This is a genomic window from Stenotrophomonas sp. 85239_Sma, assembly GCF_056481725.1.
Map to the genome: position 1 here is coordinate 2,213,986 of NZ_CM151163.1, position 13,301 is coordinate 2,227,286.

The window sequence follows — 13,301 nt, forward strand, 5'->3', positions numbered from 1 at the left end:
CACATGGATGCAGGCCGGGTGCAATCAGTCTGAAGTGCCCCCAACGCTGCCACCCTGGCTGGCAGGCAGCAGCGATGGCTGCTGATCGAACCATTCGCGCGCCTTGGCCAGATGCCACTGGCGCTGGTCGCCATTGAGTTCGATGCCGGCGCCCAGCAGCCCCCAGCGCAGGTAGAGATCGCCACGCTTGCGCTGCTCCAGAAGATCCAGCCGCGCACGTACCGTCAGGCGATCATTCTCGGCCTCCAGTCCGTCGATCAGCAGATGGCCCGGGCGCCAGCGCAGCGTGGCCTGTGCATCGACCTGGCCAGAGTCGAGCAGTGACAGCGTCCAGCGCGGATAGTCGGTGCGCTTGGCGAACACGGCCAGCAAGGGACGTGCATCGCTCAGGGTCAGATCGGTGGTAGCGTCCACCTGGAACGGGGACTGCGCGTCGATGCGGCCCCGCTTGAACACGGCACGGCCTTTCCACGCGCTGTTGGAATCGGTGCCCGCCACCTGCACATTGCGCAGCTCCACGGTGGTGCCGGACAGATCGAAATGGCGCTGGTTGAAGTCGCCGCGGCGAAGCGTCGCATTCACGTCGACGTCGCCGCCCAAGTCCAGTCCCGCAACGTTCGCGCTGGCATTGCGGCCCAGCAGCCGCGCGGTGCCGTGGCCGACGCGGCCATCGGTGTCGAGCGTGGCGTCGCCGCTGAGGCTGCCGGTGCCACGCAGCAGGCGCACCTGTTGGGAGCCAAGGTAGCGATTGTAAGCGGCCAGGTCCGGAATGGTCGCTTGGCTGAAGCGCAGCCGCGCACGAACGCCCTTGCGCAGTTCCTGCAGGCGGCCATCGCCGGTGAGGTCCACGGCCAGGTCGCGCCCGTCGAACAGCCGCACGTCCTGGGCATCGCTGGGCCGCGCGGTGAAGCGGGGCAGCCGGATGGCCAGCTGTGCCTGGTTGGGGCTGCCTGCCTTCAGCTCGCCATGCGCGCTGGCGGTACCGGCCAGGCGCACGCCGGCCACTTCGGCCACTGCTGCGGCCGAGGGAATGTCCACGGTGCTGCCTTCGATCAGTTCGCCATTGCGCAGGCGCAGATCCGCCTTCAGCGTGCCACCGCCATCGAGCTGCAGCCATGGCTTGCGCACGAACAGGGCAGGGATCCAGTTGAGCGAGGTGAAGGCCCATTCGCCTCGAACGGTACCGGAGCTGCGCTCCAGCAGCTGGGCAGGGTGCTGGAACGGGATCTCGCGCCCGGTGATGTGCAGGTCGGCATCGATGCCGGCGGCCGAATCCGGGCGTGGCGGCAGGCGGGCCTGCAAGCGCAGGTCGTTGGCCACACTGAGCTGCAGGGCCAGCACGCCGCGATCGGGCGCGCCATCGCCAAGGAAGAGCGGTACCTGCCAGAGTGCGTGGTCACCGGGTTGCAGCTGGCCGTCGATCAAGTGGAGCGCCAGCTGCAGGTGTCCGGCCACGGGCGCGCTGGAGATCTTCGGCGATGTCGCATCCGTATCCATGCGCAGGCCCTGGCTGCGCGCATTCACCTCAAGTTGCGCATGCAGCAGCTTCAGCTTGGCCAGGCCGGGCGCCTGGTCGCGATAGTGGCGCGGATAGCTGAAGCGCGCGGTCAGATCCATGTCGCCCAGCAGCTGCACGCCGTCATAACTGGTGTCTGCTGCGCTGAACGAGACCTCGGAATCGAACAGCTCGGACGGCCCGCCACGCAGTTGCTTGAGGAACCCCACCGTGCCCTGGCCCTTGCCGATGATCAGCAGCTTGCCGAGCCGGGTACTGCGAATACTGTCGCTGTGGATGGCGTCGAAACGCAGGGTCCAGCCCTGGTCGCTGCGCGGGGGCGACGGAATGGCCTCCTCGACGCGGCTGATCTCGGCAGACACGCCAGTGGCCTGCAATCGGGGAACCCGCACTTCGCGGCGGAACAGGGGCAGCACGGCCAATCGGGCGCTGGCACGCTCGGCATGCAGCACGTAGACGGTGTGGTTGACGTGGCCGCGCATGTGCACGTTCCAGGCAATCACATGGCCCGGCAGCAGCGTGATGGCCGGGCCGGTCGTCATCACGAACTTGTGCGGCTTGCGGTTGGTGACCTGGTCGAACAGCGGGGTATTGAGGAAGATGTTGCCGGCCAGCAGGTAGAGAACGTACACGCCCAGCAGGAGGTAACCAGCGACGCGCCATCGGCGGAACCGGTGTGGAGTGCGCGCGGGAGTGGGGGACATGTACTGCTCTAGAGGCCGGAATTTGCTCAACTATTGCGGAACTGATGGCGGTGGCGCGTGAAGCGGGTGCGGGGCACGTGCTGGATTCTGCTAGTGTCCGCCTTGCCCACTATGCCGAACCGCGGGGAATCGCATGGAGATCCGAGCTGCCACCGCCGGTGACTTCGACGCCATGTGGGCGATTTTCAAGGCGGCCATTGCGACGGAGGATTCGCTTCCGTTCGCCGGCACCTTCGAGGCCGGAACCTTTCGGAGCCACTGGTTCGGGGTGCAGCCGGCCTTTGTGGCCGTTCTGGAGGGGCGCGTGGCCGGAATGTACAAGATGGGTGCCAACTTCCCGGACCTGGGCGCGCACGTCGCCAGTGCCACCTACGTGGTCGATCCGCTGGCGCAAGGGCGTGGCATTGGGCGAGCGCTGGTGGCACACAGCCTGGATCGGGCCAGATCGGAGGGGTTCCTGGCCATGCAGTTCAACTACGTGGTCAGCACCAATGCGCCAGCGGTTGAGCTGTACCGGAAGCTTGGCTTCGCCGTGGTCGGGACGCTACCGGCGGCGTTCCGGCATCGGGCGCTGGGGTTGGTTGACGTATATGTGATGCACCGGTTCCTGTAGGTCGACGCAGGGCAGGGGCTCACGGTGAGCGGGCGACACTGCTTCCACGCACGAAGGCCGCTGCCAGCCGCAGTGCATCGTTACTGCCACGATCGCCGCGCAGCGCGTCGGCCAGTCGGCCGGGCGTGACGCCGGTCCAGCGCACCAGGTCATGCGTGGCATGGGCCTGGTCGCTGTAACCGTGGCGCGCCGCAGCGGAGGCGATGCTGGTGGCTTCTCCATCCAGCGTGTGCAACAGAGCCTGCAGCCTGCAAACCCGGGCATATTCTTTCGGGGTCATGCCCACGGCCGCCAGAAAACGCGACTGCAAGCCACGCAGGGACATGCCAAGCCGCCGTGCCAGTTCGGCGATGCGCAGAGCGCCTTCCGCTGCATCCAGTTCCGCAACGGCTAGTTCGATGCGCTCGTCCAGGGCGAAGCCGGCACAACGATCCCGCAGCACCTGCCAGAGGGGCTCGGGCGTACCGCTGGCGGCGCTTGCCCGCGCGGCGGCGCTGAAGGTCTCGGCAAAGATGGCATCCAGCGTGTACAGGTCCGGCGCCTGGTCGCGAAGCCCGGGCAGGCGGACGCCGGCAATCAAGGCGCTCGCGGCCGGCTGCAGGCGCACGCCAATGCAGGAAACTGGGCCGACAGCCTGCAGACGAATCGGGCCGCATTGCTGTGCAGCGAAGCAGAACGGCAGATCGGAGCGGATCCGGCCATCTGCCCCATGAAGATGCAGCGGCACGCCCAGTTCCGCCAGCAACTCGCAGCGGCCATCGGGATAGATGACCTGCACGTCATGGCCGGGGGCTTCGTCCCGCAGCCACCAGAGGCACTGGACATGACGGCGCAGGTCGTCGGGGGCAGGGTGCTCGCGGTAGTCCATGCGGCATCGGACGCCATCCTGCGCATTTTTACAAGCGCCCTTGGCGGCCCTGCCGCTAGCCTGCAGCCAATCCATCCAGGAGGTCTGTACATGTTGAAGTCGAAGGTGGCGGTGCTGGGCGCAGGCCTGGCGTTGGGAAGCGGCGCGGCCATGGCTGCACCGGCCGAGTTCGATTGGCTGGCCGGGCATTGGTGTGGCGGCACCGAGGAGCGCAGGCTTGATGAGGTCTGGCTGCCCGAGGCCGGCGGCGCTTTGCTTGGGATGTCGCGCACGCTGAGCCACGGCGATATGGAGTCATTCGAGTACATGCGCCTGGTGCCTGCAGGCAAAGCGGCTGGCCTGCATGTGCAGCCCAATGGCGTGGCGCCAACCACGTTCGTCATTGCCGAACATGGCGCGAACTGGGTGGTGTTCGAGAACCCGCAGCATGACTTCCCGAAGCGCATCGAGTACCGGCGTGATGGCACTGCGCTGAAGGCGAGCATCTCCGGTCCGGCAGATGATGGGAAGATCCTGCGGATTCCGTTTGACTATCGTCGTTGTGGGGATTGAGTGGGCAAGATGGCCCAGGGTGAGGCTTTGGGATCTGAGGGCTGGGAAGGCTCCGGTCGTTTGGGTGGCGATCCTGCTGTGAACATAATATACATTATGCGAAATGAAACGTAGCCGGCGCAGGCTACGTCGCTGGGCCGCATTCGTCGGTTCTGCTTGGCAATGGCTGCGGCTGTATGACTGACTGCCACAACGGAAACGCCCCAGATCCCACAGCTGTCCGCCCGTATTTCCCCACAAGGACGCCCGCGATTTCCAGATCTCCCCCAAAGATGCCCTTGATTCCTGGATCCGCACCTAAGACGCCCTCGATTTCTGGCTCCACATCCAGCTCGCCCTTGAGTTCCCAACTGCGCACCTGATCGGTCAGAGCTTGTCGCCTGCACTTCCCAGTTCCGCCAGTCGCGACATTGGTCGCAAGAACAATTAGACGAGATCTCGGGCCTGAACGTGCGAACAGTTCAGCGGGTTGAGCAGGACTACAACACCGCGACTTCCCTGGGTGACGCGCCACGCCCCGCTCCACCTGCTCAAGCGCGTCGCTCGCCCCCTGACCAAGCTTTGACCTTAACTGGGCGTCGGTGACTCCCTCCCGTTCTGGTCGGCATCTGGGCCTTGTAGCGGCTCAAGCGCTGAGCTATAACGCCTTAGCCAGTCGCTATAAAGCGCCGGTGTTGTGCCCGCATAGCCAATAGGCTCCGGGTGCCCGAGGTCCACCCAATGGGGGCACGGGAATCCTTCGATTCCGGAGCCATCCATGACCGCCAAACGCCGCAGATCCCTTCGCACTTCTGCCTTCTACGCCCAATCGGGCCGTTGCTTCTATTGCGGCCTGCCGATGTGGCTCACTGCACCCTCAGAGCTCGGGCTGAAGGCCAGTAAGGCCCGAGCCTTTCAATGCACCGCCGAGCACCTGGTGGCCCAACAGGACGGGGGCAGAGACGTGTCCGGGAACGTGGTGGCCGCGCATAGCCGGTGCAACCAGGGCAGGCACCAGCGGAAGGGACCAGCCCCTTCCGCTGAAGCGTTCCGGGCGCTGGTTCAGACGCGGCTGGCAATGGGGAGATGGTGGTCCCGACTGCCATCAGGGATTGCACGTGCTTCCGTATGGCCAATTGAATTGAATCTTTGCAAGGAATCGGCAGCTGCTTGCCTGATTCGCTAGTCCACACTAGTGGCGCCCGGTTGCGGTGCTAGAACGGCGAGTCTGCTGCGAAATGGTCGCGCATTGGGCCTAACAAGGTCTGCGACCCTGTCAACACGTCCGAGAATTCCACCTGTCGCCACCTTCTCGTTCCAATATCGTTCCATCCACTCGGCTTTATCCAGGATCTTACCCGGAGCGCCTAGCAGCCTCTTGGCGATGAAATGCCGGATGAGAGCGGCCTGGCTATCGAGAATCACGACGCCCGCCCTTGGATTAGAGTCATAAGCGCTGTACGAGATCAGATAGTGGACATAGTGGCGGTCTGGCTCTTCGTCATCCCACGTCAACAGGTTGCTTAACCCCGCAGCGCGAGCATCCGATCGCACCTCTTCGCTCACGAGCACCATGGGATTGCGTGCTTCCTTACATTCCATGCGATAGGCGTCCAGCATCGCCGGTCCGAAGATCATCTGAGAATCATGATGAATGCTTCCAACTGTGAGCCCTCCACGTATCAATATATCAACAACTAGCAGGTTCTCGGCCAACATTCTGATGCAGCTCAGGATGTCGGCAAGGCCAGCAGGAGAGCGGCTGCTTGATATGACGATGCAGTCGCTGAAGTAAGTGAACAAAAGTCCTGTTGCTGGGTTGCAGCACGCTGTGTTCTTTAGTCTGTCGATGGCCTCTGCTATTTCATCAAGCTTGCTCATGTCGGCTGCCGACTCTTGGACAAGTGCGGAGAACCCGAGCATGTCGATGAAGGCGACGTACTTATCTTGGTAGAGCATGAAGAACTCCTTAGATGGTCGTGCCCATGGTGCCGAGGGCGGTTCCATTTGACCAGCGGGTGCGGGGCACGTCATAGGCCATGGAGCAATGTCAGCGACCTGGCTCGCGCACTAGTCTCGCAGAGGCTTGTTACGGCGCATCTTCGCATCGGATAGAAGCGAGCGAACGAGAGAGTTGAAGTCCATCCTGGCCCTAAAAGTTTCCTTCACCCTTGGTTAAACGAATGTCCGCTTTCGGTCAGAAGCGGACCAAAGTAGCCGGTGCTCTTCGCAGCCCGTACGCGACTTGGAGTCATATCATCAATCTGTATCAGGGCTCAGACCTAAGTGCCTGATGGTCCAATTCAGCGACACTATCCAGCTTCGGCGTCATCGCACACTTCGGGATACAGCCAGCGCGATCCGCTTATGGAACCAAACCGCACTGTGCCTTACTCTTAAGGAACATTGCCAACGGCAACCTTCGGCAATTGAATTTAGAGAATCCGGGCGGTTCATCCCGCGCGGCCCGTTAATGTCTACAGCTGTGGAGTTGTGAATGGCAGAAGATCAAGGTGGTGAAGAGGTAATTAGGGAGATAGGGAAGGCGCTAGCCCTTGCGTCTGAGCTTGATCCACAAATTGTTAGATCGCTTCGCTCCGCGATTGTTCAGGCGATGTCTGATTACGAGGACGACACGAATGCACAAGCTGCAGCCGCACTTGCGGCGGTTCTCGATTTTAGACCTGTGACGACCCAAGACGCCCTCTCGCAAACCTTGGGTGAGATCGGGAAGCTGGTCCAAGGTCTCACCGGACTGGAGGACGTTCATTACACTGTTGAGACACCAGAAGGTCGCCGAGTTCGCTCAATCCGGTCACATCTACCAACTGTATCACCCCAGCGTTTGACGGATCACGAGCAGGCAGATCTTGAGGCCTATATCGCTCGATATCTGCCACCGGACGACCCTCGCGAGGAACACGCGCCACGAGGACCGCGACTGTGACGATCAGTAAGTTAGCAATCCTCAACGCTGTGAAAGCAGCCATTTCGCGTGCTAAGGCGAGCGGGTCTCCCTACGCGCAAGGAAAGGCTTACGAACTTCGGGTGCTGCTTAGGCTTCTGCGAATCATCGATAGTGCGGGCTACAAGCTCACGTGTACCCCCAAGATGGCAGGCGTCCTGACGTTTGGAGGATCTCCATGCAAAGCAAACCATCCGGATCACGATTACATCAGTGGATCTACGTCTACTGAGAAGCTCGAGATTAGGATTTCAGTGCAGGTCACCACACTAACCCATAGCTGGAAAGGCACGACGGTGGTCAAAGCGGCTGACCGTCACGAGATTGACGTCGGTGTATATCGTCCGATTAAGACCCGTCGCTATCCCGCATTTACGGAGTTACTTCTTGGGGTCTCGTGCAAGACTGGCGGCTGGAACAAGGCGTACGTCCGCGAGGCGCTAGGTATGCGTAGGGAGCTAGGATTCCTCACATCACCTAGGACGAGCTTGACGAGCTCAGCTCCGTGGTTCATCGCAACAGTTCCCTGCGATCCTCCGGTTCCCTTTGCCTTGTACGCGACCAACGCTGGGTCCGCCGTGTATGCGTCGTTGGCAGCTTTGGGGCTCTACGTCGAGCACTACAAGGGGTAGCGGAAACAGGCTTTGGAGTACGGATCAACTCAGGTGTGTCGAGAACGATGCCCGCTTTGGGTCGAAGGCGGATGCCATCACCGGGCCGGTCGCCGCCCAATGTCCGCTTCCGGCCAGAAGCGGACATCCACCCTGCCCTCGATAAACATCCCAAATCCACGGACGACCTTGGTCTGCTTTGGCCTTCTGCCTTAGGGCCAGACCTGAACTTCGATTTCAGCCCCTAGCGTATTTGACTCCCGCGACCTAGATCTCTCCTAGATCCTTGAGCAGGGCTTGCCCCTTCTGCAGAAACCCAACTAGCAGTCGACCTCCTGCTACTTTCCGGCCCAATTGCCCATTGAGGTAGCTGACCTGGAGACGCGCATGGGCCAGCAGATCCACCTGGGCCATGCTAGGGGTCGCGGCCTGGAGCGGTTCGCCCGGCGACGCCATCTGCCCCCCGATCGGCTGGACAACGCAAGGGCGCCGGCTGTCACTCTTCGCATACGCCGTGGCCATCATCCGGCCGTTCTTCAACGACCATCCACCAAGCACCAACTCGGTCCCGAGTTGCTCGATCGGCAATCCCGCTTCGCTAACCGCTTTCTCAAAGTTCGGCCAGAGTTGGTCCACCACCAGCCCTAGCTCGGCAGATAGCTGTTCTATTGTGAAATCTGCGCGGAAGCTGGCCTGCAGTGCAAGCTCGTAGATGCGGAGGAAGGGGGAACCGCAGAATTCGGAAAAAATCGTACGCTAAGCTAACGGTGTTCTCGTGACAGCTCTTTGACTAGGCTTTCTAAGGGGTCGTCTCAGAAAACGGAAAATAAAGCACGCTAAGGCATAGCCGAACCTGCCAAGCTTGCTCCACCCTGTAGTGACGCGATCAGCGGGCAGGAAACGTTCCCCCTTCGCGCATGGCAGGCGCGCACCAACTCAGACAGCACGGCCTCCATGCGCGCCAGGTCAGCCATTTTCTCGCGCACGTCCTTGAGCTTGTGCTCGGCCAGACTGCTGGCTTCCTCGCAATGGGTGCCATCCTCCAGCCGCAGCAGCTCGGCGATCTCATCCAGGCTGAAGCCCAGCCGCTGGGCTGATTTCACGAAGCGCACCCGCGTTACATTCGCCTCGCCATAGCGGCGGATGCTGCCATAGGGCTTGTCAGGCTCCAGCAACAAGCCCTTGCGCTGATAGAAACGGATGGTCTCCACATTGACCCCGGCCGCCTTGGCGAAAACGCCAATGGTCAGGTTCTCCAAATTGTTTTCCATATCGCTTGACTCCGTACATGAGTACGGAAGTAAGGTTACGCTATCCAATTTCAATTCGAAAGGACAAGCGCATGTCTGAACCAAAAACCGGGCGCGGCGCGCTCTTCATTGGAGGGCTTGCCGCCATCCTCGCCTCGGCTTGCTGCCTCGGGCCGTTGGTTCTGATCGCCTTGGGGTTCAGCGGCGCTTGGATCGGCAACTTGGCGGTGTTGGAACCCTATCGCCCCATCTTTATCGGCGTGGCGCTGGTGGCGTTGTTCTTCGCCTGGCGGCGCATCTACCGGCAGGCAGCGGCCTGCAAACCGGGTGAGGTCTGCGCGATTCCCCAAGTGCGAGCTACTTACAAGCTCATTTTCTGGATCGTGGCCGCGCTGGTTCTGGTCGCGCTCGGATTTCCCTACGTCATGCCATTTTTCTACTGATCGGAGTTCACCATGAAGAAACTGTTTGCCTCCCTCGCCCTCGCCGCCGTTGTTGCCCCCGTCTGGGCCGCCACCCAGACCGTCACGCTGTCCGTACCGGGCATGACCTGCTCCGCCTGCCCGATCACTGTCAAGAAGGCGATTTCCAAGGTCGAAGGCGTCAGCAAAGTTGACGTGACTTTCGAGACACGCCAAGCGGTCGTCACCTTCGACGATGCCAAGACCAGCGTGCAGAAGCTGACCAAGGCAACCGCAGACGCGGGCTATCCGTCCAGCGTCAAGCAGTGAGTCACTGAAAACGGCACCGCAGCACAACGGACGTCATTGTCTGGCGCCACAAACGATAAAGGATCTGTTGCATGACCCATCTAAAAATCACCGGCATGACTTGCGACTCGTGCGCGGCGCACGTCAAGGAAGCGCTGGAAAAAGTGCCAGGCGTGCAGTCGGCGCTGGTGTCCTATCCGAAGGGCACAGCGCAACTCGCCATCGTGCCGGGCACATCGCCGGACGCGCTGACTGCCGCCGTGGCCGGACTGGGCTACAAGGCAACGCTAGCCGATGCGCCACTGGCGGACAACCGCGTCGGACTGCTCGACAAGGTGCGGGGATGGATGGCCGCCGCCGAAAAGCACAGTGGCAACGAGCCCCCGGTGCAGGTAGCGGTCATTGGCAGCGGTGGAGCCGCGATGGCGGCGGCGCTGAAGGCCGTCGAGCAAGGCGCGCAGGTCACGCTGATCGAGCGCGGCACCATCGGCGGCACCTGCGTCAATGTCGGCTGTGTGCCGTCCAAGATCATGATCCGCGCCGCCCACATCGCCCATCTGCGCCGGGAAAGCCCGTTCGATGGCGGTATTGCGGCAACTGTGCCTACGATTGACCGCAGTAAGCTGCTGGCCCAGCAGCAGGCCCGCGTCGACGAACTGCGGCACGCCAAGTACGAAGGCATCCTGGGCGGTAATCCGGCCATCACCGTTGTGCACGGTGAGGCGCGCTTCAAGGACGACCAGAGCCTTACCGTCCGTTTGAACGAGGGTGGCGAGCGCGTCGTGATGTTCGACCGCTGCCTGGTCGCCACGGGTGCCAGCCCGGCGGTCCCGCCGATTCCGGGCTTGAAAGAGTCACCCTACTGGACTTCCACCGAGGCCCTGGCGAGCGACACCATTCCCGAACGCCTTGCCGTAATCGGCTCGTCGGTGGTGGCGCTGGAGCTGGCGCAAGCCTTTGCCCGGCTGGGCAGCAAGGTCACGGTCCTGGCGCGCAATACCTTGTTCTTCCGTGAAGACCCGGCCATCGGCGAGGCGGTGACAGCCGCTTTCCGTGCCGAGGGCATCGAGGTGCTGGAGCACACGCAAGCCAGCCAGGTCGCCCATATGGACGGTGAATTCGTGCTGACCACCACGCACGGTGAATTGCGCGCCGACAAACTGCTGGTTGCCACCGGTCGGACACCGAACACGCGCAGCCTCGCGCTGGACGCAGCGGGGGTCACTGTCAATGCGCAAGGTGCCATCGTCATCGACCAAGGCATGCGCACGAGCAACCCGAACATCTACGCGGCCGGCGACTGCACCGACCAGCCGCAGTTCGTCTATGTGGCGGCAGCGGCCGGCACCCGTGCCGCGATCAACATGACCGGCGGCGATGCGGCGCTCGACCTGACCGCAATGCCGGCCGTGGTGTTCACCGATCCGCAAGTGGCGACCGTGGGCTACAGCGAGGCGGAAGCCCACCACGACGGGATCGAGACCGACAGCCGCACCTTGACCTTGGACAACGTGCCGCGTGCGCTCGCCAACTTCGACACACGCGGCTTCATCAAGTTGGTTATCGAGGAAGGCAGCCATCGGCTGATCGGCGTACAGGCGGTCGCGCCGGAAGCGGGTGAACTGATCCAGACGGCGGCTCTGGCCATTCGCAACCGCATGACGGTGCAGGAACTGGCCGACCAGTTGTTCCCCTACCTGACGATGGTCGAGGGGTTGAAGCTCGCGGCGCAGACCTTCAACAAGGATGTGAAGCAGCTTTCCTGCTGCGCCGGGTGAGAAAAAGGAGGTGTTCAATGAACGCCTACACGGTGTCCCGGCTGGCTCTTGATGCCGGGGTGAGCGTGCATATCGTGCGCGACTACCTGCTGCGCGGATTGCTGCGCCCGGTGGCGTGCACACCAGGCGGCTACGGCTTGTTCGATGACGCCGCCTTGCAACGGCTGTGCTTCGTGCGGGCGGCCTTCGAGGCGGGCATCGGCCTCGACGCGCTGGCGCGGCTGTGCCGGGCGCTGGATGCGGCGGACGGCGACGAAGCGGCCGCGCAGCTTGCCCTGCTGCGTCAGTTCGTCGAGCGTCGGCGCGAAGCGTTGGCCGATCTGGAAGTGCAGTTGGCCACCCTGCCGACCGAGCCGGCACAGCACGCGGAGAGTCTGCCATGAACAACCCCGAGCGCTTGCCGTCCGAGACGCACAAACCGATCACCGGCTACCTGTGGGGCGGACTGGCTGTGCTGACTTGCCCCTGCCACCTGCCCATCCTCGCTGTCGTGCTGGCCGGCACAACCGCCGGTGCTTTCCTCGGCGAGCATTGGGTCATCGCGGCGCTCGGTTTGACCGGCCTGTTCCTTCTGTCCCTGTCGCGGGCGTTGCGGGCATTCAGGGAAAGAGAATGAGCGCTTTCCGGCCGGATGGATGGACGACGCCGGAACTGGCCCAAGCGGTCGAGCGCGGGCAGCTTGAACTGCACTACCAGCCCGTCGTCGATCTGCGCAGTGGTGGGATTGTCGGCGCGGAAGCCCTGTTGCGCTGGCGTCATCCGACGCTTGGACTATTGCCACCGGGCCAGTTCCTGCCCGTGGTCGAATCGTCCGGCCTGATGCCTGAAATCGGCGCTTGGGTGCTGGGCGAAGCCTGCCGCCAGATGCGTGACTGGCGAATGCTGGCATGGCGACCGTTCCGGCTGGCCGTCAATGTTTCGGCGAGCCAAGTGGGACCGGACTTCGACGGGTGGGTAAAGGGCGTGCTGGCTGATGCCGAGTTGCCCGCCGAGTATCTCGAAATCGAGCTGACCGAATCGGTCGCGTTTGGTGATCCGGCGATCTTCCCCGCCCTGGACGCCTTGCGGCAGATCGGTGTGCGCTTCGCCGCCGATGACTTCGGGACGGGGTATTCCTGTCTGCAACATCTGAAGTGCTGCCCAATCAGCACGCTCAAGATCGACCAATCGTTTGTCGCCGGGCTCGCCAACGACCGCCGCGACCAAACCATCGTGCACACCGTGATTCAGCTTGCGCACGGGCTGGGCATGGATGTGGTGGCTGAAGGCGTGGAAACATCGGCGAGTCTTGATCTATTGCGACAAGCGGACTGCGACACAGGACAAGGCTTCCTGTTCGCGAAGCCAATGCCGGCGGCGGCATTCGCCGTCTTCGTCAGTCAATGGAGGGGTGCCACCATGAATGCAAGTGACTCGACCACCACCAGTTGCTGCGTGTGCTGCAAGGAAATCCCGCTCGATGCCGCCTTCACCCCGGAAGGCGCGGAATACGTCGAGCACTTCTGCGGGTTGGAGTGTTATCAACGCTTCGAAGCGCGTGCCAAGACAGGGAACGAAACCGATGCCGATCCGAACGCCTGCGACTCGCTACCGTCAGATTGAGGCATACCCTAACTGGATGTCAGGCAGGGCCGCGCCGCTTAGTCAGAATAGAGTCATCTTTCGCATTTTTTGACACATGCCTGCGAAGGTCATAGATTTCAGCCTGACAGAAACGGGGTTTGAGGCACAACGGAACAGAAGGAGCACTTAAGC

Annotated in this window: 14 protein-coding genes; 10 read left to right on the plus strand and 4 right to left on the minus strand. The window is 62.4% G+C overall.

Going from position 1 to position 13,301, the window contains the following annotated elements; all coding sequences use genetic code 11:
• Positions 1-24 precede the first annotated feature (24 nt).
• Entirely contained in the window at positions 25-2,220 is a 2,196-nt protein-coding gene (locus ACYKG1_RS10410) for an AsmA family protein (protein ID WP_478472629.1), read from the minus strand.
• Between the two features lie 133 nt (positions 2,221-2,353).
• On the opposite strand from ACYKG1_RS10410, the gene ACYKG1_RS10415 reads away from it, so the two are divergent.
• Positions 2,354-2,833 (plus strand): N-acetyltransferase family protein, encoded by a 480-nt coding sequence (locus tag ACYKG1_RS10415; protein WP_478472630.1) that lies wholly within the window; start codon positions 2,354-2,356, stop codon positions 2,831-2,833.
• A 19-nt stretch (positions 2,834-2,852) separates the two neighbouring features.
• Here the strand turns inward: ACYKG1_RS10415 and ACYKG1_RS10420 are convergent, their stop codons facing one another.
• A complete protein-coding gene (locus ACYKG1_RS10420) occupies positions 2,853-3,701 on the minus strand; it encodes a helix-turn-helix domain-containing protein (protein WP_478472631.1) in 849 nt (282 codons plus the stop codon).
• A 90-nt stretch (positions 3,702-3,791) separates the two neighbouring features.
• Between ACYKG1_RS10420 and ACYKG1_RS10425 the strand changes: the two genes are divergently transcribed.
• The 3 genes from ACYKG1_RS10425 (at position 3,792) to ACYKG1_RS10435 (ending at position 5,418) form a co-directional block, all read left to right on the plus strand.
• Positions 3,792-4,253: a DUF6265 family protein gene (locus ACYKG1_RS10425; RefSeq protein ID WP_478472633.1), complete on the plus strand. Its 462-nt coding sequence runs from the start codon at positions 3,792-3,794 to the stop codon at positions 4,251-4,253.
• A 435-nt stretch (positions 4,254-4,688) separates the two neighbouring features.
• The gene (locus tag ACYKG1_RS10430) at positions 4,689-4,838 is read left to right on the plus strand and encodes a hypothetical protein (RefSeq protein ID WP_324615445.1); all 150 of its coding nucleotides are present in this window, start codon (positions 4,689-4,691) and stop codon (positions 4,836-4,838) included.
• 253 nt (positions 4,839-5,091) lie between these two features.
• Positions 5,092-5,418, plus strand: a complete 327-nt coding sequence (locus ACYKG1_RS10435; protein WP_323162603.1) for an HNH endonuclease — start codon at positions 5,092-5,094, stop codon at positions 5,416-5,418.
• On the opposite strand, the gene ACYKG1_RS10440 is transcribed toward ACYKG1_RS10435, so the two are convergent.
• Complete coding sequence (locus tag ACYKG1_RS10440; protein ID WP_032966761.1) at positions 5,415-6,191, minus strand: hypothetical protein; 777 nt, start codon at positions 6,189-6,191, stop codon at positions 5,415-5,417. The genes ACYKG1_RS10435 and ACYKG1_RS10440 overlap by 4 nt on opposite strands.
• 2,453 nt (positions 6,192-8,644) lie before the next feature.
• Complete coding sequence (merR, locus tag ACYKG1_RS10445) at positions 8,645-9,079, minus strand: Hg(II)-responsive transcriptional regulator (protein ID WP_005413387.1); 435 nt, start codon at positions 9,077-9,079, stop codon at positions 8,645-8,647.
• A gap of 71 nt (positions 9,080-9,150) precedes the next feature.
• On the opposite strand from merR, the gene merT reads away from it, so the two are divergent.
• The 6 genes from merT (at position 9,151) to ACYKG1_RS10475 (ending at position 13,148) form a co-directional block, all read left to right on the plus strand.
• Positions 9,151-9,501, plus strand: a complete 351-nt coding sequence (merT, locus tag ACYKG1_RS10450) for a mercuric ion transporter MerT (protein ID WP_478472635.1) — start codon at positions 9,151-9,153, stop codon at positions 9,499-9,501.
• Positions 9,502-9,513: 12 nt separating this feature from the next.
• Positions 9,514-9,789, plus strand: a complete 276-nt coding sequence (gene merP / locus ACYKG1_RS10455) for a mercury resistance system periplasmic binding protein MerP (RefSeq protein ID WP_003131987.1) — start codon at positions 9,514-9,516, stop codon at positions 9,787-9,789.
• A gap of 71 nt (positions 9,790-9,860) precedes the next feature.
• Positions 9,861-11,546 (plus strand): mercury(II) reductase, encoded by a 1,686-nt coding sequence (gene merA, locus ACYKG1_RS10460; RefSeq protein ID WP_003156770.1) that lies wholly within the window; start codon positions 9,861-9,863, stop codon positions 11,544-11,546.
• A 17-nt stretch (positions 11,547-11,563) separates the two neighbouring features.
• Positions 11,564-11,929, plus strand: coding sequence for a mercury resistance co-regulator MerD (gene merD, locus ACYKG1_RS10465; RefSeq protein WP_000995360.1), 366 nt, complete (start codon positions 11,564-11,566; stop codon positions 11,927-11,929).
• On the plus strand, positions 11,926-12,162 hold the full coding sequence (merE, locus tag ACYKG1_RS10470; RefSeq protein ID WP_003132004.1) for a broad-spectrum mercury transporter MerE: 237 nt from the start codon (positions 11,926-11,928) through the stop codon (positions 12,160-12,162). Before merD ends, merE begins: the two co-directional genes overlap by 4 nt.
• A complete protein-coding gene (locus tag ACYKG1_RS10475) occupies positions 12,159-13,148 on the plus strand; it encodes a DUF3330 domain-containing protein (RefSeq protein WP_003132006.1) in 990 nt (329 codons plus the stop codon). The genes merE and ACYKG1_RS10475 overlap by 4 nt, the downstream gene beginning before the upstream one ends.
• Positions 13,149-13,301: the final 153 nt, after the last annotated feature.

Excerpts from the sequence above, each read along its gene's own strand:
- ACYKG1_RS10410 (WP_478472629.1), bottom strand. The coding sequence starts at position 2,220 with ATGTCCCCCACTCCCGCGCGCACTCCACACCGGTTCCGCCGATGGCGC.
- ACYKG1_RS10415 (WP_478472630.1), top strand. The coding sequence starts at position 2,354 with ATGGAGATCCGAGCTGCCACCGCCGGTGACTTCGACGCCATGTGGGCG.
- ACYKG1_RS10420 (WP_478472631.1), bottom strand. The coding sequence starts at position 3,701 with ATGGACTACCGCGAGCACCCTGCCCCCGACGACCTGCGCCGTCATGTC.
- ACYKG1_RS10425 (WP_478472633.1), top strand. The coding sequence starts at position 3,792 with ATGTTGAAGTCGAAGGTGGCGGTGCTGGGCGCAGGCCTGGCGTTGGGA.
- ACYKG1_RS10435 (WP_323162603.1), top strand. The coding sequence starts at position 5,092 with ATGTGGCTCACTGCACCCTCAGAGCTCGGGCTGAAGGCCAGTAAGGCC.
- ACYKG1_RS10440 (WP_032966761.1), bottom strand. The coding sequence starts at position 6,191 with ATGCTCTACCAAGATAAGTACGTCGCCTTCATCGACATGCTCGGGTTC.
- merR (WP_005413387.1), bottom strand. The coding sequence starts at position 9,079 with ATGGAAAACAATTTGGAGAACCTGACCATTGGCGTTTTCGCCAAGGCG.
- merT (WP_478472635.1), top strand. The coding sequence starts at position 9,151 with ATGTCTGAACCAAAAACCGGGCGCGGCGCGCTCTTCATTGGAGGGCTT.
- merP (WP_003131987.1), top strand. The coding sequence starts at position 9,514 with ATGAAGAAACTGTTTGCCTCCCTCGCCCTCGCCGCCGTTGTTGCCCCC.
- merA (WP_003156770.1), top strand. The coding sequence starts at position 9,861 with ATGACCCATCTAAAAATCACCGGCATGACTTGCGACTCGTGCGCGGCG.
- merD (WP_000995360.1), top strand. The coding sequence starts at position 11,564 with ATGAACGCCTACACGGTGTCCCGGCTGGCTCTTGATGCCGGGGTGAGC.
- merE (WP_003132004.1), top strand. The coding sequence starts at position 11,926 with ATGAACAACCCCGAGCGCTTGCCGTCCGAGACGCACAAACCGATCACC.
- ACYKG1_RS10475 (WP_003132006.1), top strand. The coding sequence starts at position 12,159 with ATGAGCGCTTTCCGGCCGGATGGATGGACGACGCCGGAACTGGCCCAA.